14 protein-coding genes are annotated in these 17,696 nt (G+C 65.0%); 6 read left to right on the forward strand and 8 right to left on the reverse strand.

Going from position 1 to position 17,696, the window contains the following annotated elements:
* The first annotated feature begins 29 nt into the window (after positions 1 to 29).
* Complete coding sequence (locus CCX87_RS12305; protein WP_087746594.1) at positions 30 to 2,501, forward strand: Lon protease family protein; 2,472 nt, start codon at positions 30 to 32, stop codon at positions 2,499 to 2,501.
* A 16-nt stretch (positions 2,502 to 2,517) separates the two neighbouring features.
* On the opposite strand, the gene CCX87_RS12310 is transcribed toward CCX87_RS12305, so the two are convergent.
* Together CCX87_RS12310 and CCX87_RS12315 are read right to left on the reverse strand one after the other, a co-directional pair.
* Positions 2,518 to 3,867, reverse strand: coding sequence for a sigma-54 dependent transcriptional regulator (locus CCX87_RS12310; RefSeq protein ID WP_087746596.1), 1,350 nt, complete (start codon positions 3,865 to 3,867; stop codon positions 2,518 to 2,520).
* 33 nt (positions 3,868 to 3,900) lie between these two features.
* Positions 3,901 to 5,202 (reverse strand): type IV pilus assembly protein FimV, encoded by a 1,302-nt coding sequence (locus CCX87_RS12315; protein WP_232476387.1) that lies wholly within the window; start codon positions 5,200 to 5,202, stop codon positions 3,901 to 3,903.
* A gap of 597 nt (positions 5,203 to 5,799) precedes the next feature.
* Here CCX87_RS12315 and CCX87_RS12320 point away from each other — a divergent pair.
* From CCX87_RS12320 to CCX87_RS12340, 5 genes are all read left to right on the forward strand, one after another.
* Complete coding sequence (locus CCX87_RS12320; RefSeq protein WP_087746600.1) at positions 5,800 to 7,020, forward strand: hypothetical protein; 1,221 nt, start codon at positions 5,800 to 5,802, stop codon at positions 7,018 to 7,020.
* Between the two features lie 168 nt (positions 7,021 to 7,188).
* Positions 7,189 to 7,503 carry a hypothetical protein gene (locus tag CCX87_RS12325; RefSeq protein WP_157667133.1) on the forward strand — a complete coding sequence of 105 codons (315 nt, stop codon included), beginning with the start codon at positions 7,189 to 7,191 and terminating at the stop codon, positions 7,501 to 7,503.
* 14 nt (positions 7,504 to 7,517) lie between these two features.
* Entirely contained in the window at positions 7,518 to 8,201 is a 684-nt protein-coding gene (locus CCX87_RS12330) for a C39 family peptidase (protein ID WP_087748309.1), read from the forward strand.
* On the forward strand, positions 8,201 to 8,779 hold the full coding sequence (locus tag CCX87_RS12335) for a hypothetical protein (RefSeq protein ID WP_087746611.1): 579 nt from the start codon (positions 8,201 to 8,203) through the stop codon (positions 8,777 to 8,779). The genes CCX87_RS12330 and CCX87_RS12335 overlap by 1 nt, the downstream gene beginning before the upstream one ends.
* Positions 8,780 to 9,054: 275 nt before the next feature.
* On the forward strand, positions 9,055 to 10,344 hold the full coding sequence (locus CCX87_RS12340) for a hypothetical protein (RefSeq protein WP_087746613.1): 1,290 nt from the start codon (positions 9,055 to 9,057) through the stop codon (positions 10,342 to 10,344).
* Positions 10,345 to 10,748: 404 nt separating this feature from the next.
* On the opposite strand, the gene CCX87_RS12345 is transcribed toward CCX87_RS12340, so the two are convergent.
* The 6 genes from CCX87_RS12345 to CCX87_RS12370 all read right to left on the reverse strand — a co-directional run bounded on the left by CCX87_RS12345 (position 10,749) and on the right by CCX87_RS12370 (position 17,671).
* Positions 10,749 to 11,612: an alpha/beta fold hydrolase gene (locus tag CCX87_RS12345; RefSeq protein ID WP_087748310.1), complete on the reverse strand. Its 864-nt coding sequence runs from the start codon at positions 11,610 to 11,612 to the stop codon at positions 10,749 to 10,751.
* A 139-nt stretch (positions 11,613 to 11,751) separates the two neighbouring features.
* Positions 11,752 to 13,920 carry a 3-hydroxybutyrate oligomer hydrolase family protein gene (locus CCX87_RS12350; RefSeq protein WP_087746615.1) on the reverse strand — a complete coding sequence of 723 codons (2,169 nt, stop codon included), beginning with the start codon at positions 13,918 to 13,920 and terminating at the stop codon, positions 11,752 to 11,754.
* Positions 13,921 to 13,955: 35 nt separating this feature from the next.
* Positions 13,956 to 15,023, reverse strand: coding sequence for a branched-chain amino acid ABC transporter permease (locus CCX87_RS12355; protein WP_087746618.1), 1,068 nt, complete (start codon positions 15,021 to 15,023; stop codon positions 13,956 to 13,958).
* Between the two features lie 17 nt (positions 15,024 to 15,040).
* Positions 15,041 to 16,027: a branched-chain amino acid ABC transporter permease gene (locus CCX87_RS12360; RefSeq protein WP_087746620.1), complete on the reverse strand. Its 987-nt coding sequence runs from the start codon at positions 16,025 to 16,027 to the stop codon at positions 15,041 to 15,043.
* Between the two features lie 91 nt (positions 16,028 to 16,118).
* A complete protein-coding gene (locus CCX87_RS12365) occupies positions 16,119 to 16,844 on the reverse strand; it encodes an ABC transporter ATP-binding protein (RefSeq protein ID WP_087746623.1) in 726 nt (241 codons plus the stop codon).
* Entirely contained in the window at positions 16,841 to 17,671 is an 831-nt protein-coding gene (locus CCX87_RS12370; RefSeq protein ID WP_087748311.1) for an ABC transporter ATP-binding protein, read from the reverse strand. Before CCX87_RS12370 ends, CCX87_RS12365 begins: the two co-directional genes overlap by 4 nt.
* Positions 17,672 to 17,696 lie beyond the last annotated feature (25 nt).

Consider the following 17,696-nt stretch of genomic DNA (forward strand, 5'->3'; position numbering starts at 1 on the left):
CCATGCCGCTTGCAGTAACGCCCTCGCCCATGCCCGCCATCGCCCTTGAACCCCATCAGCTGCGGCTGACCATCGCGCCCGAATCCCTGGGCTTTGCCAGCACCGCCGAGCTGCAGGACCTGCCCCTGCCCTGGATCGGGCAAGAGCGTGCCCAGGCCGCCACCCAGTTTGGCTTGGGCCTGCAGCAGCCCGACTACCACCTGTTCGTGCTGGGCGAAGTGGGCAGCGGGCGCACCTCGCTGCTGCGCCAGGCCACGCAGGCGGCGGCGGCGCAGCGTGCCGTGCCACCCGACCTGTGTTACCTGCACAACTTTGACGCCCCCGAGCGCCCCCGCGCCCTGCGCCTGCCCGCCGGCCAGGGGCGCCAGCTGCGCGTGGCCATGCTGGAAATGGCCAAGATGCTGCAGGCCGACATCCCCAAACGCCTGGCCAGCCCCGACTGCAAGGCCGAAGCCGAGGCCATCCAGAAAACCTGGCAGAAAGAGGAGGCCAGCGCCTTTGCCACGCTGGATGCGTTTGCCGAGGCCCGCCACTTTCGCCTCTCGCGCGAAGGCGGGCAGATGGTGTTCACCCTCACGGGCGACAAGGGCCACCCGCTCACCGAAAACGAGGCACTGGCGCTGCCGCGCGAACGCCGCGCCGAAATCGATGCCGCCGAGCAGGCCTTGCGCACCGAAATTGCACGCTTTCTGGACACCATGCGCCCCCTGGAGCAGGCACGCGACGAGGCCCTGGTCAAGCTGCGCCGCCAGACCATCCAGCCACTGATTGAACATGCGGTACAGGACATCCGCCAGGGCCTCAAGAAACAGATCAAGGATGGCGCCAAACTGGGCCAGTGGCTCGACCAGGTGGAACGTGAAGTACTGAATCGCCTGGCGCTGTTCGAAGCGGGCAACGCGGACGACGAGGACGCCGAAGACGAGCGCAAGCACCACCTGGCCGAATTGCTGGCCCGCTGCCAGGTGAACCTGGCCGTCGACAACAGCGAACGCAACGGTGCGCCGGTGGTGGTGGAAGAAAACCCCCAGATGCGTGGCCTGTTCGGCGCCATCGACATCCAGACCGATACCGACCCGCCACACGCCGACTTCTCCTGCATCCGCGCGGGCAGCCTGCTCAAGGCCCATGGCGGCTTCATTCTGCTGCACCTGCGCGACCTGGTGGAAGACGAGGGCCTGTGGCCCAGGCTGCGCCGGTTTCTGCGCAGCAGCCGCCTGCAGATCGACGAGGGCAGCGCCGCCGCAGCGCACGGCCCCACCACGCCCGTTGCGCTGCAACCCGAGGCAGTGGATGTGGACGTGAAGATCGTGCTGATCGGTTCGGTCGAGGAGTACTACGCCCTGCAGGAGGCCGACCCCGACACCGCACGCCGTTTTCGCGTGAAGGTGGACTTTGCCGAGCGCTTTGCCGCCAGCCCCGCCACCCGCCACGCCACCGCCATCTTTGTCGCCCACAGCGCCAAGAAGCGCGGCCTGCCCCACTTTGCCCCCAGCGCCGTGGCGCGCCTGCTGGAGCAGACCCACCGCGAGGCCGACGACCAGAGCCGCCAAAGCGCATTGTTTGGCAACACCGAGGCCCTGGTGATCGAAAGCGCCGCCCTGTGCCGCGCCCGCGGCGGCACGCTGGTCGAAGCCCCCGATGTCGATGCCGCGCTGCAGGCCCACACCCTGCGCCACAACTACCCCGAAGAGCAGCTGCACGAGTCCATCACCGAGGGCGAGCGCCTCATCACGCTGCACGGCACGGTGGCCGGACAGATCAACGCGATGACGCAGGTTGATCTGGGCGACTACCGTTTTGGTTTCCCCGTGCGCATCACGGCGCGCACCTTTGCCGGGCACGAGGGCCTGCTCAACATCGAGCGCGAGGTCGATATGTCGGGCCCCATCCACGACAAAGGCGTGCTGATATTGCACAGCTACCTGACCGCGCTGTTCAGCCATGTGGCGCCCCTGGCGCTCAACGCCTCCATCGTGTTCGAGCAGGAATACAGCGGCGTGGAGGGCGACTCGGCCTCGTGCGCCGAGCTATATGCGCTGCTGTCCAGCCTGTCGGGCCTGCCGCTGCGCCAGGGCATTGCCGTGACCGGCGCGCTCAACCAGCACGGCGAGGTGCTGCCCGTGGGCGGCATCAACGAAAAGATCGAGGGCTGGTTCCACGCCTGCGCCGCCGCCGGGCTGGATGGCACGCAGGGCGTGCTGATCCCCGCCCGCAACCTGCGCCACCTGATGCTCAGCCGCGCCATGGTGGATGCGGTGGAACGCGGGCTATTCCATGTGTACACCGTGGGCCATGTGAGCGAAGGCATTGCGCTGCTGACGGGCGAAGCCTCGGGCATGGGGCCGGGCGCGCTGCCCGACCTGGCCGCCGATGTAGAGGGCACCGTGCTCAGCCGGGCCGAGCAGACGCTGCGCGCCTTCCGGCGAGCCTGCCAGAGTGCGGGGCACACACGCCGAGGCACGGGCAGACGCAACGGGGCGGCCCGGCAGGCCGGCTGAGTCCCGCAAAGCAGGCTTACGACGCCTCCGCGCTGATGCGGTGCTTGTCCATCAGCCGATACAGCGTCATGCGCGAAACACCCAGCTCGCGGGCGGCGCGCGTGACGTTGTTGCCCACCAGCGTCAGCGCCCGCGCGATCGCTTCACGCTCGGCCAGCGTGCGCGCTGCATCCAGGTCGGTGCTGGCCACCGCATCGGCGGGCGCCAGGCCAAGGTCGCGGACACTGATATAGCGCTGGTCGGTCATGACCACCGCACGCTGCACGCAGTTGTAAAGCTCGCGCACGTTGCCCGGCCATGAATAGGCGGCCATGGCCGCCAGGGCCTGCCGGTCGAAGCCTTCCACGCGCCGGGGCCGGTCGGCGGCGCAGACCTTGAGAAAATGCTTGGCCAGCAGTGGCACATCGTCCATGCGCTGGCGCAGCGGCGGGACCTCGATGGTCAGCACATTGAGCCGGTAGAACAAATCCTCCCGAAAGCGCCCCCGTGCCACCGCTTCGGCCAGGTTCACATGCGAGGCCGCAACCACCCGCACATCGACTGCGGTGCTGCGCACGGCACCCACGCGCTGGATGGTTTTTTCTTGCAGGAAGCGCAACAGATTCGCCTGCAGTTCCAGCGGCAGGTCACCGATCTCGTCCAGAAAGATGGTGCCGCCATCTGCGGCTTCGATCAGCCCGCGCCGGTCGGCAGACGCTCCCGTGAACGCGCCCTTCACATAACCAAAAAGCTCGGACTGGATCAGGGACGGCGCAATGGCGCCGCAGTTGACCTCCACCCAGGGCCCGCTTTTGCGCGGCGAGCATGCGTGGATGGCATGCGCGGCCAGTTCCTTGCCGCTGCCGCTTTCACCATGGATCAGCACTGGCGCAAAGGCCCCGGCCACCTTGCGGATGTCCTTGCGCAATTGCACCATCGACGCGGCCTGCCCCACCATGCCCAAGGTGTCGGCGTCGGGCGATGTGTCGGCTGCACCGCGGCGCAGCATGGCGCGCTGTGCGGCATGTTCGAGCATCCGGTCCAGATCGGGCCATTCCAGCGGCAGCACCTGGTAGTCAAAAAAACAGTTCAGGATCAGCGCACGGAACGCATGCGACTCCAGCACCGCCTGCTCACACAAGGCCACCCATTCCGTTTGCAGCGAGGCATGCACACAGGCCTCCATGGCAGCCACGCCGGCCTCGTCCAGCCGCTGCGCGGCATCGGCCACTACCAACGCCACGGCAAATTTGCGTTGTGCCAGCAGGCTGCGGGCCGAAGACACATCGCTGCAACATGCAACGTCCCACCCCGCGCGCCGCAGGTGGTCTTCCACTATCTTGCCCTCTGCTCCCAGACTCAGGCATAGGATCTTGCGCACAGGCATGGCATGTTGTTCTCGTAGGTTCACGTTGCACGGTCAAAAGGACATCGGAAGGCGCACGCTCAGCGTGAGGTCGGGCGTGTCGCGCGTAAGGCCGGCACCCACGGTGACGTTCAGGGTGGTCCGGCTGCTGTAGCGGTACGAATACCCGAGCAGCAATGACGACAGCTGCGTGCGCACCGAACTGGGCACGGGCACGCCGTTTTGCTTGGTGCGACCCACAGAGTTGAGGTCAATTCCCACGCTGAAGGACGAGCGGTCATTGAGCGCCAGGCCCATACCGAAGTTGATGCCCCAGACATCGCCAGGCTTGACGCTGCCGATAAATTCCTGTTCGCCCGAGAGCACCCGGCGGCTCACATTGCTGCGGCCGAAGTTGCGGGTGTAGCTGATGCCGCCAAAAAACACCGCGGGGTCCGAGGGCAGCAGCCAGGTCAGCGAAGGCTGCAGCGAATAAAAGCCCGACCCCGTGGGCAGGTCCAGCGGCAGCCCCGTGCCGGTGGTGTTGCCCAGGCAGCGCGTCACGCAATCGGTAACCACCTCGAACGGGTCCTTTCCGGTGCGGGTCTTGAAGCGCAGTGACCCAATCAGATAGGGGTCGTTGCCCTTGGGCTCATTGAGTTGGTAGCGCGCCGCAAACTCGATATCACCAATGGAACGGCCGCTGGTATTGAACGCCTGCTCTGACGCCGATCCGGTAAATATCTCGCGGCTGATGGTGTCGTCCGAGCGGTACACATAAGGCACCTTCATCTCCACTTCAAGGCGGCGGGTCAGCCCCCAGCGGCCGGTAAGCGCCGCAGTCAGGGTGTTGCGCTTGACCTCCCGCACGTCGATCAACCCGATCAACAGCGCCGGAATGATGGTGTAACCGACAAGTGCCACGCGATTGCTGGACGAGTAGCCGTATTGCAGGGACGGTTCCAGCACATAGTGGCCCGGCTGCGTGAGGATGCCAGGCTGGTCGAACAAGGGCGCCACCGCCGGAGGCTGGTTGTCCACCACCGGTGCCACCCCCACCTGCACGGGGCGGGCCCCGGTGTCGGCAGGCGCCTTGCCCGCAGGCGCCGCCTCGGCCGTGACGGGCTGCGGCGCGCTGCGCGCTGACTCGGCCACCGAGCGCTCCAGGTCCTGGTAGCGGGCCTCCTGTTCAAGCACCTGCTGGCGCATCGCCTCGATCTCGCGACTTTGCGCGCCGACCTGCTGCTCCAGCGCTTCAATGCGTTGGGTTATTCCCTTGCGTACGGGAACGCTCTGCGCCTGCACCATGACGCTGGACAAGGCCATGACCGAACCGGTAACCAAAACCCAAGGTCTGGGTGAACTGTGCGTTTTCATGCGACTACTCCCCATGGCGCTGCAACGGCGTTTTTGTTGTGCCAACAGTGGCGGTGAACGCCGGGCAAGAATAGGGGCGAGCTCTCTCCATGGGCAAGCACCACTCTGCAAGCAGAGGTAAGTTTGGACGCAAGATTCCACACTGGTATCCATCAAAAGTCGCAGAGCTCAGGCGTCGCCTGCAACGGCCGCGCACGCGTTTTCGAATGCCCGGTTGGGTGGAGGCGTTGGTTCGTCCAACCCCATCGCAACCCGCCCCACGCGACCGGTGCGTCACAGGCCTGAGACACCTGGCCTGTGGCAAACACAGGGTGGTTTTTCATATGAATCAACTGCGACTGCGCGAGCCGTCACACCGAAAACGCGGCAGCCTGGGGCAGTTGCGTCAACCTCCTGTGACACTTTGCGCGGAACCATTGCGCCCGCTTCACTTTTGCCTGGCTCTGCTGAGCCCCTTGAGGTGCCATGTCTCCTGTAGCGCTGCGCCGCCACACCCCACACTGGCATGTGACTGGCATTGAAGTTGCTGAACGTCATCCGAATTGCGTCCGCGCAACTCAACCCTTGACCTTGTTTCATTCCACCGTAGGAGGCTTTATGAAGAAGACACTTGTGGCTTCGGCCATGGCAGTTGCGTTCGGTATCAGCGGCGTGGCATTTGCCAGTAGCACGGACCAAACCACAACCCAGGCAACCGAAGAGGGGAGCAACACCAACAACGTCACCAGCGCCAGCACCAGCACAGACAACAACAGCGTCACCAAGACGAACAACAGTGTGCGCAATTACACAAAGAACGACAACGACACGATCAGCAAAACCAGCAACGCCAACAAGACCGACAACAGCGTCAACAAGGACTCTGGTGATGCCACCGCCAGCGGAGCACGCTCGGCTGCGGTGAGCAACGGCTCCTCGGGCACGTTCACCAATGCGTTCAATGTGTCTAAAGCCACCGCCACGAGCAACCTGAACGGCATGGTCACGGGCAACAAGGTGCGCGACATTGGCAACAACGCCTCCAACTATGGCAATGCCAATGGTGGCAAGGCCTATGGCGCCGACGGCGGCAACGGCTATGGCGGCGATGCCAAGGGTGTGGGTTTTGGTGGCTCGGGCGGCAAAGGCGACGGCGGCAAGGGCGGCCTGGGTGGCTCCGCATCCAATGGCAATGTCCGCAACGGCGACGCCGTCAACGGCAATGCCACTGCCGGCAACGGCGGCAAGGGCTATGGCGGTAGCGCCAGTGGCGGCGACCAAAGCAGCACTGCCTCTGCCTATGGCAAGGGTAGTGGCGATGGCGGCGGCAGTGGCTCGGCCAACGGCGGCAACAACGACCAAGGCCTGGGCAGCGGCGGCAACGGTGGCAATACCGGTGCCGGTGGCGCCTCTGCTGCCAGCGGCTCAGGCGGCACCGCCACCAGTAACGCCGGCGGCGGCACCCGCACTGCAGGCGCGGGCACCGGCGGCGCCGGCGGCGCCAGCACCAATGGCAGCGCCACCAACGGCAGTGCCTCCAACGGTTCCAACACCGCTGGCAATGGCGGCGCTGGCGGCAATGGCACCGGTGGCAACGGTGGCAACGGTGACGGTGGTGTGAACACTGCGGGCGCAGGCACGGGCGGCGCAGGCCAAGGCGGCACCAGCGGCGCGGGCGGAATGAACTCCGTGAGCGCCGGCACCTTCAACATGTCCAACACCATGACCAGCGTCGGTCAGTCGGCTGCGGGCATCATGGTCGCCAGCCAGAACAGCGGCATCGCCTCGCTGGTCCAGCAAAGCGTGAACGTGCAGGCCAATCTGGCTGTTGGCAAGTAAGCACAGCCCAAGACCCGCGCAGCGCGTGCCTCTTCCACACACGGCTGCGCGGTGCCCTTTGCCATCCACCTTGCTCATAGAGGGCTTCCCATGACCTCGACCCGCTCCCTTCATGCAGTTTTGGGCCTGTTCACAGCGTCCCTCATGACAGCGCATGCCGCCGCACAAGTGTCCGAAGTACCAATGGCGAGGAACAGCGCACGCACACCCGACTCCATCGCACCCGCACCGTCCGCCTTTGTGGCCACGGCCGTGGACTCCACCACCCTGGACACCTACCGTGGCGGCAGCACCCAGGTGCGCAACGACATGACACTGACCGGCACCACCGCCGACAACACGGCCCAGCATGTCAACACCGGTAACAACGCCATCAGCGCGGGCGCTTTCGCCAACATGAACGGCATGCCCGTCGTGATTCAAAACTCGGGCGCGAACGTGCTGATCCAGAACGCCGTCATCGTGCATGTGCAGATGAACTGACCTGGGTGGCCACCATGCAACTGCCCCTGCTTTCGATCGCGCTGCTGCTTGGCGCGGCCACTGCGGCATCCGCGCAGTCGGCCTATTTCCCCTCCACGGGTGCCGGCGACGTGACCCTGCCCGTGACCAGCATCAAGCAGGCGCGCCTGGCTGGCACGTTGCTACAGAAGTTCGATTTCAGCTGCGGCTCGGCGGCCATCGCCACGCTGCTGACCCACCACTACGGCACACCGATCGACGAACAGACGGTGTTCACCCAGATGTACGCCCATGGCGACCAGGCCAAGATCCAGCGCGAAGGCTTTTCCTTGCTCGACATGAAGCGCTTTCTGGCCAGTCTCGGCTTCGAAGCCGACGGGTTCCAGCAGCCCATCGACAAGCTGCTGGAGGCACGCATTCCCGCCATCGTGCTGGTCAACGAAAACGGCTACCAGCATTTCGTCGTGGTCAAGGGCCTGCAAGGCGACCGCGTGCTGGTGGGCGATCCAGCGCAGGGCACACGCGCGCTCTCGCGCGAGGATTTCGAATCCCTGTGGCAAAGCAAACTGCTGTTTGTCATCCACAACCGGATGGATTCCGCACGCTTTAACCTTGCCACCGACTGGCGCGTGGCACCGCGCGCGCCCATTGACGGCGACGTGGCGCGGGCCGGCTTTAATGGCTTTGCCCTGCAAAAGCAGGGGCCAGGAGACTTCTGATGCCTAACCTGCATCTCCGTGTGAAAACGGCCTCAGCCACCATGCGGGCAATTGCGCAACTGAGCCTGCTGGGAACGCTTACGGTCAGTGCCCATGCAGCCCCCCCGGCACAAGACAAGTTCTGGATGGCCGTGGGCGACCAGACGCTGGACTCACTGCGTGGCGGCTTCAACATGGGCCATGGGCTAATGGTGTCGTTCGGCATCTCCCGAGCGGTATACATCAACGGTGCCCTGATCACAGAAACCACGCTCAACGTCGGCCGAATGGCAGACCTCACGCCAGCGCAGGCGACCCAGCTAGGCCAGAAGCTGACGTCCCTCAGCCTGGTGCAAAACGGACCGGACAACACCTTTGCGTCCGGCCCCTCGACAACCACCACCGGTGCCAAGGGCCCCACGGTTACCACCATCGCTGGCAGCACCGCAGGCACGCTGATACAGAACTCCCTGAACAACCAGCAGATCCGCTACCAGACCATCATCAACACCAGCAGCAACGGGCTGGGCATGGTGCGGGCCATGAACCTGAACAGCACGCTGACCGAGGCAATCCAACAAAACATTGGTCAGCGTTGACCATGAATATCAACGCAATCAAGCTGAACCGATGGATGGAAAAGCGCATACAGCTATATTTTCAATAGCACCATGTACGTCTCATCACCAGCCTCTCAATCCACCGTTTCACGTTGGCCATGTCTCTCCGGCTCCCTTGAATCGCGCCGTCCCTTGCAAGGACCGCCCCGCTGCAATCGGCACTCATGTGACAGGCACTGAAGTTGCTGAAAGCCCCTGAATTGCGTCCGCGCAACTCAATCCTTGACCTTGTTTCTATCCACTCAGGAGGCGTTATGAAGAAGACACTTGTGGCTTCGGCCATGGCAGTTGCATTTGGCATCAGTGGCGTGGCTTTTGCCAGCTCCACGAACCAGACCACCGACCAGACCACCGTAACTGGGGACAACAGCAACACCAGCGAAAGCACCAGCATCAGCAATGACAACAACAGTCGCGCCTACACCGACAACAGCTCCAAAACCAGCACGCGAAACAGCAACGACAACATTGCCATCACGCGTAACACAGACCGCACTGACAACAGCGTCAACAAGCGCTCGGGCGCTGCCACAGCCGAAGGTGCCCGTTCTGCGGTGATGAGCAATGGCTCCACAGGCAGCTTCACCGACGCGTTCAACATGTCCAAAGCCACCGCCATCAGCAGCCTCAGTGGCGTGGTCACGGGCAACAGGGTGCATAACATTGGCAACACCGCCTACAACAACGGCAATGCCAACGGCGGCAAGGCCTATGGCGCCGACGGTGGCAAGGGCTCGGGCGGCGATGCCAAGGGTGTGGGCCGTGGCGGATCCGGCGGCGAAGGCGACGGCGGCAAGGGGGGATCAGGTGGCTACGCTTCCAATGGCAAGGTCAGCAACGGCGATGCCCGCAATGGCGACTCCAACGCCGGCGACGGTGGCAAGGGTTACGGCGGACGCGCCAGTGGCGGCGACAGCAGCGGCCCTGCTTATGCTAGTGGCAAAGGCTATGGCAATGGCGGCGGCAGCGGCTCGGCCAACGGCGGAAACAACCAAGGCCTGCCTACTGATGGCGAAACCCCTGCCATCGCCGCGAGTGCCGTGGGCGGCTCAGGCGGAAACGGAGGAACCACCGGCAATGGCGGCGCCTCCAACAGCACCGGCAACGGTGGCACTGCCTCCAGTAATGCTGGCGCCAGCAACCGCACGGCAGGTGCGGGCACCGGTGGCGCTGGCGGCACAAGCACCAATGGCAGCGCCACCAACGGCGACGCCACCAACGGCTCCAACACCGCTGGCAATGGTGGCGCTGGCGGCAATGGCACCGGCGGCAACGGTGGCGCCGGCAACGGAGGTGTCAACACCGCAGGTGCAGGCACGGGCGGCGCCGGCCAGGGCGGCATAGGCGGCGCGGGCGGAACCAACACCGTGAGCGCTGGCACGTTCAACATGTCCAACACCATGACCAGCGTCGGTCAGTCGGCTGCGGGCATCATGGTCGCCAGCCAGAACAGCGGCATTGCTTCGCTGGTGCAGCAAAGCGTAAACGTGCAGGCCAACCTGGCTGTGGGTGCAAGCACCTCCACCGCAGCCACGGCCCGGTAAAGGAGTCAAGGGAAACGCGACCTGCGACCGCGCAGCGCGCCCGTGTCCACGCACGGCTGCGCGGTACCTGTTGCCCCTACCCTTGTTCGAAGATAGTTTCACGCCCCTGATGGCATGGGCACGGGTAAATATGCGAAATAGGCATCGCTGATCCATCTCCAACCGCTCGGACTGTCGAAGCCGTGGCGTGCGGGAGGCTTTCGACAGGCTCATGCGAAACAGGTTGAGGGTCGCGTGTTTAGGAGCGGCCCTTCGACGGACTCGGGGCGAGCGGGGATGGAGAGCAGCGAACATGGCGGAAGGCAGCGCTGCGTCCAGGGATGGCATGCAAGGCCTGGTGTGGGTCCTCCCACGCACAGCCGCAGAACCGGCCTCAGACCTTCCGGATCAGGCAGCGCCGGGGCTCAAACGCCTGCCAGAAAGCCATCCACCAGCGCATAGTGCTCGGGCACATTGAGCGCAGGCGCATGGCCGCACTCCGGCACCTCGATGACCTGCGCCAGGCCGCGCGCGCCAGGGCCGCGGGTGAGCATTTCGGCGGTGGTTTCGGGCAACACCAGATCGGAATGCGCACCACGCAGGCACAGCACCGGAATATCGAGTGCGTCGTAGTGGTCCCAGATCAGGTAGTCGTTGGCATGGTGCGTGAACTGCTGCACCATGGCCGGGTCGTAATGCGGCGTCACGCGGCCATCGGGCTGGCGACGGGTGGAGGTTTCGGTGAGGTGGCGCCACTGGGCATCGCTGAGCCAGCCATAGTGCTGGTACACCTGCCGAAAAAATGCTTCCAGCTCTGTCACCGTGTCAAACGCGGGCGGTTGGCCAGCGTAGGCCTTGATGCGCTCCAGCGCCGCATCGGCCAGGCGCGGTGCGCTGTCGTTGAGCAGCAGGCTGGTGATGCGGCCCTTGAGTCGCGGCTCGAACAGGCCCGAAGCGCACACGGTGCCAATCGCACCCCCCATGGACGTGCCGATCCAGTGCGCCTTGGCAATGCCCAGCTGGTCGAACAGATCCGCTGCGATGCGTGCATAGAACGACAGGCGGTATTCGTCCTGCGGCGCGTGCGCCCACTGGCTCAAGCCTCGGCCGATGGTGTCGGGGCAGATCACGCGGTAGCGCGGTGCCAGGTGCCGCGCCAGCTCGTCCATGTCACGCCCGGTCCGCGCCAGGCCATGCCACGCAATCACCACGGGCGCCTCGGGTGCACCCCATTCGGTGGCATGGATCTCGTAATCAGCACAACGGATGTAAAGCGAAGACGGCAGCATGGTGATCAAGGCGGGCGTGGATGAAAGACTCTCAGCCTCTCGGCCTAGAAACAGCAGTTGGATGCGCCTGCCGGTGCCGTGTGCGGCTTTGCCAAGAATGCAAAGCGGTCAACTGCCGTTTCTAGGCTCAGTAGTGCACTCAGTTGGGAACGCTCAGCGACGTACCGGCAAAGCCGATCTGGTTCCCGACAACAGGCGCTGCCACAAACGGCGGCACGTTGCTGGCCGTGATGGCCGGCGCGGCACCGGGCACACCGCCACGCGGCGTGGTGCGCACAACCTGGCTGGCGGGCAAGGCGGCGCCCGATTTCAGGTGCGCATACATCGCGTCCATGGCCTGGTTGAAGTACGGGTGCAGCGGCACGAAGCGCGTATCAAATCCGCCGAATGGCAGGAAGGCGTCGAAATGCTGGCCGTTCGTCACCTCGATGTAGCGCAACTTGCTGGCTGCACCCTCCACCACCTTGTTGTAGGCGGCATAGGCGCGCGAGTTGTTGTTCACCGGGATCAGGGCGTCGCTGCGGCCGCTGACGATGATGGTGGGTTTGCCACGCAGGTTGCCGTTGAGCACCACCTCGGCGATGCCCGCACGCACCGCGTCACTCTGTGCCTTGGTCGGCGTGGTGGTAGCCGTGAGGGCCGCGCCGCTGACCGTATCAGTGCCCGTGACCAGCGCACGCTGGCACAGCGCGTTATCGAGGCCAAAGTCCGCCACACCGGTCGATGGCGATTTGGCGAACTGCCACGCCTTGGCGCCGCCCATCGAGTCGTTGTAAACCACGGTGGCCGGTGTGCCGTTGGCCGTGCCGTTGGCCGTGGCAAAGCTCTGCGCCAGCGCCGCAGGCGCCACGGCGACCGGGTCGCCGGTGGCATTGACGGCCGCAAAGCTGGTGTTGCAGACATTGGCCTCGACCGCAAAGCGCCCATAGCTCACCGGGTACATGGCCGACAGGATGGGCCCGTTGCCCAGCGCATAGTGGGCGTTGTGCATCTGGTCGTTGTCGGGCGTCCAGCCAAAAGCGCGCAGCTTGTTCAGCGCATCCAGCGAGCGGGCCGCCGTGTCGGCGCCACTGACCAGGCCCTTGGCCGCCAAACCATCGCAGCGGGCCGTGGCCCGCGCCGTCATACCCACCAGCTGGATGTAGTTAAAGATGGATGTTTCCGTCATGGCCGCATCGGTCGCCAGCGCAGCGCAGGGCTGGTAGATGTTGCCGAAGGTCGTGTAATCGGCCAGCGTCTTGCCATAGCCGCTAACGGCCGCACCGCCAAACTGGATGCCATAGCCGCTGGTGGTGGGCATTTCGGTCACGGGCTCGGAGGCCACCACGCCGTCGATCAACCCACCGCTGTCTTTTTCAGCCGCGCCACCGTTGGATGCCGAGCCGGCAATCACGATGGTGTTCTCTGACGTGAACGGCACGGGGTTGGCAGCCGTGCCATAGCGGTCGTTGAGCACATACAGCGCATAGCGGCCAGCCGCCAGCGTGTCGTTGCCCCAGTCTTTTTCCGGGTTTTGCTGCGAGTGCACCTGCTTGAGGGCCAGGCGGTTCGGGAACAGGGCGTTGTAGGTGGCCCGGGCCGCGTCGGAGATGTTGGCGGCAAAAAAGTTGAGGGCGCCAGCCGCCGTGCGGGTAGCGCGTGTGCCATCGATCTTGTGGACGGTGTCGTCCATCAGGTTGTGCAGGCCCACGCCCTTGCCGGCATCGGTCAGCGCCACGGCGCAGCCCTTTTTCAGGCCCCACTCGCCGGCCGTGCCGATGGCGCCATACACGCCGCGCGAGCCCGACGACGCACCCAGCACCACGCAGGGGCTCGCCTGGTTGAAGCTGTCGGGCACCTGCACCGCGATCACCGTCCGCTTGCGGCCCGAGCCGTCGTCCAGCGCCGCCACATATTCGCGGCCGGGAATCAGCCCCTCGCTGGTCGTCACGGCGCCGTCAGCAGTCACGTTGGGGCCATACAGGCTGCCGTAGCCACCATTGGCCGAGTAATCCAGAATGCCCCGGTAGTTGGAATACAGCGCATTGCGGCGCAGCTCTGCCGCTGTGGGGTTGGCCGGGTCCGCATAGGCCGGTGCGGCACCGCCCAGCCCGGTCTTGCCGATACCCCCGGTCAACAAGTCCTGCGTGGCCGCACTGTCTCCTTTGCCCACTGTGGTGGCGGGATAGACGGTGGCACTCACCGGCGTGATGCCGGTGGGAAGATCGTTGGTCGGATCGTCCGATCCGCCACACGCGACCAGCACAGCCCCGGCCAATGCGGTCATGGCCACCTTGAGGGCGCGCTTGTCATGCAAGTTTGCTTTCATGTTGTCTCCTTTTTTACTGACACAAAAATGCGCACTCAGCCTTGGGCGCGCAGCGATCGCAGACGTCCAACAACGCCAGCGGGAAAGTAATAGACCGACAAAACAAACAACACGCCCAGCCACAGCAACCAGCGGTCAGGCGAAAGCAGCGCGGACAGCCAGGGCAGGCCTGCCGTGGCCTCGTGGCCCAGGCGCAGCAGGTCCTGCAGGTAGCTTTGCGCCACCACGAAAAGCACGGCCCCGATGACCGAACCGTAGATGGTGCCCATGCCACCAATCACCACGATGAGCAGGCAGTCCATCATGATTTCGAAGCTGAGCGAGGTATCTGGCCCGTTGTAGCGCAGCCAGAGCGCCAGCATCGCGCCCGCCATGGTGGCAAACAGCGCCGACAGCACGCTTGATGTGGTGCGGTACACCACCACGCGGTAGCCAATGGCCTCGGCGCGAAACTCGTTTTCGCGGATGGCCTGCAGCACGCGGCCAAACGGCGAGTTGACGATGCGCAGCAGCGCCAGCACCAGCACCACGGCGGCCACAAACAGCAGGTAGTAGCAGATCAATCGCCCATCGATGGCCACGCCCAGGAAGGGCTCGTCAAACGGCTCGAAGCTGGGCGACAGGACCTCGGGCACCTTGAACGTCAGCCCATCTTCACCGCCCGTGATGTCTGACAGCTGCGAGGCCAGCGTCTGGAACGCCGCCGCCACCGCCAGCGTGATCATGGCAAAGAAGATGGCGCGCACGCGCAGCGAGAACAGCCCCACGGCCAGCGACAGCAGCAGCGAAAGCACCAGCGCCCCACTCAGCCCCACCAGCAGCGCAAACCATGTGGGCCCCATGCGCGTGGTGGCCACGGCAATGCCATAGGCGCCGATGCCAAAGAACATGGTGTGCGCAAAGCTCACGATGCCGGTGTAGCCCAGCAGCAAATCAAAGCTGGCGACCAGCACCACAAAGATCAGCACCTTGGCCGCCACCGACAGCGCCTTGACGCCCGGAAACAGAAAAGGCGCAAACGCCAGCCCGAGGAAGATGGCCACCAGGATCACCGCCAACGCCTTGCTGCGCGGGTAGTCGCCGGAGAGAAGACGGTTCAGCATGGTCTTGCCTCCTCGGCTTACCGGTTGGCTACCGGATACACACCCTGCGGGCGCCACAGCAGGATGAGCACCATCAGCGCGATGTTGGAGAACAGCGCCACCTTCGGCACCAGAAAGCCGGTGTAGTTGGCCATCAGCCCCACCAGCAGCGCGCCGATGAGCGCCCCGCCCGTGCTGCCCAGGCCGCCGATGATGATCACGATGAAGATCAGCACATTGACCTGCGCGCCCATCTGCGGAACAACGCTTTGCTGGTACAGGCCCCACATCACACCGCCCAGCCCCGCCAGGGCCGAGCCCACCACGAACACGCCCACAAACAGGCGGCGGATGCGGTAGCCCAGGCTCTCGACCATCTCGCGGTCTTGCACGCCAGCGCGGATCAGAAGGCCGACCTTGGTGCGCGACATCATGAAGGCCAGCACGCCAAACACCAGCAGGCCCACGGCCACCGCCACCAGGCGGTATTTTTCAATGGCGGCATCGCCAATCAGCAGTGCGCCGCGCATGCCGCCGGGCAGCGGCAGCGGGATTTGCGCCGGGCCCCAGATCACCTTGATGAGCTCTTCACCAATGATCATCCCGCCCATGGTGATGAGGATCTGCTTCAAATGCTGGCCATACACGGGCCGCACGATGAAGCGCTCGAACGCCAGGCCCACGGCGCCCGCCACGGCCATGGCCACCAGCATGGCCGGCAGCACCGCCACCATGTTGCGCCACAGCTGGTCAGACCCAGTCCAGTCGCCCATGGCGCCCAGCACGCTGGTGGCCACGAAGGCACCCAGCGCAATGAACACGCCGTGGCCAAAGTTGAGCACGTCCATCAGGCCGAACACCAGCGTGAGGCCCGAGGCGATGATGAAGATGATCATGCCCATGGCCAGCCCCGCCACCGTGAGCGTGAGCCAGGTGCTGGGCGATCCGACGAAGGGCAGCACCAGCAGCGCGAGCGCGGGCACCATGGCCAGAGGCTTCCAGTCGAAGTCGTGGGTGACACTCATACGAGCCACCTGGTTGTCACCAATTTAGCTACTGAATTAATAGCTGGTAGCGCTTTCTGAATAAGCGCCAGAGGCCAAAAAGACATGAAACTCATAGTGCCAAGCCCAGCAGCGAACGCTGCAGCGCCTCGTCCTCGGCCAGCGCGGCCATGCTGCCCGCGTGCACCACCTGGCCGTTGTCCATCACGGCCACGGTGTCGCCCAGGCGCTTGGCGAAGTGGATGTTCTGCTCGACCAGCAAAATGCTCACGCCGCTCTTCTTGAGCTGGTCGAACGCCTCGATCATGTTGTGGATGATGGCCGGGGCCAGGCCCTTGCTGGGCTCGTCCACGATGAGCAGGTCACGCGGCTCGATGATGGCGCGCGCCACGGCCACCATCTGCTTTTGTCCGCCGCTGAGCTTGCCTGCGGGGTGGTTCCAGAACTTCTCGACCGCAGGGAACAGCCTGAAGATCCATTCGAGGCGTGCGGTGTCCATCTGCGCCACGTTGCGCGCGTTGCGGGCGGCCAGCAGCATGTTTTCCTTTACCGTGAGGTCGGCAAAGATGCCCATGTTCTCGGGCACGTAGGCGATGTTCATTGCGGCGATCTGCGGCGTGTGCAGCGCCGTGATGTCCTTGCCGGCGAACGTGATCTTGCCCCGCGACGCATGCCACAGGCCCATGATGGTGCGCAGCGTGGTCGTTTTGCCCGCGCCGTTGCGGCCCAGCAGCATGGTGAGCTGGCCACGCGGCACGGCCAGCTCCACGCCATGCAGGACGTGGTAGGCGCCGATGTGCGTGTGCACGCCGCGCAACTCCAATAGTGTGCCGCTCATGGCTGTTCTCCCCTTCCCCCGGACGGGGGAAGGTCGGGATGGGGGAGAGCGTAAGTGCCGCCAGAGGCGTCCTGGGGCGTCAGCCCCAGGTACGCCTCCTGCACCACGGGCGATGCAATCACCTCGGCCGGTGCGCCATCGGCCACCAGCGTGCCGTTGGTCAGCACGATGATGCGGTCGGCCAGCTCGCGCACCACGTCCATCTTGTGTTCGACCAGCAGGATGATCTTGGTCTTGTCCTTTTTGAGTTCGCGGATCAGGTTCAGGATCACGGGCGCTTCGTCGTGGTCCATGCCGGCGGTGGGCTCGTCGAACATGTAGACCTGCGGCTCCAGCGCCATGAGCAGCGCCACCTCCAGCTTGCGCTGGTCACCATGCGGCAGGCTGGCCACGGGGGTATCGCTGCGCTCCAGCATCGACACGGTGCGCAGGATGGCTTGCGCCCGCTCGGTCAGCGCGCGGTGGTCGCCCCAGATGCTCCACAGGTTCAGCCCGCGGCGGTGTGCGCCGGCGCGCGTGGCCTGCACGGCCAGTCGCACGTTCTCCAGCACCGTAAGGCCCGCAAACAGGTTGGTGAGCTGAAACGCCCGCCCCAGCCCGGCCCGTGTGCGCGCTGATGGCGACTGGCCCGTCAGGTCCCGCCCGCCCAGCGCCACCGTGCCGGCGCTGGCCCGCAGTTGCCCCGAGATCAGGTTGAAATAGGTCGTCTTGCCCGCGCCATTGGGGCCCACGATGGCCGTGAGCGTGCCCGGCGCGAACGCGCAGCTCACGGCGTTCACCGCCACATGGCCGCCGAAGCGGATGGTCAGGTCTCGGGTTTCAAGCATGTGTGGTGCGCGCGCCGCCGAAGGC

The organism is Acidovorax sp. T1 (assembly GCF_002176815.1).
Taxonomy (GTDB): Bacteria; Pseudomonadota; Gammaproteobacteria; order Burkholderiales; family Burkholderiaceae_C; genus Acidovorax.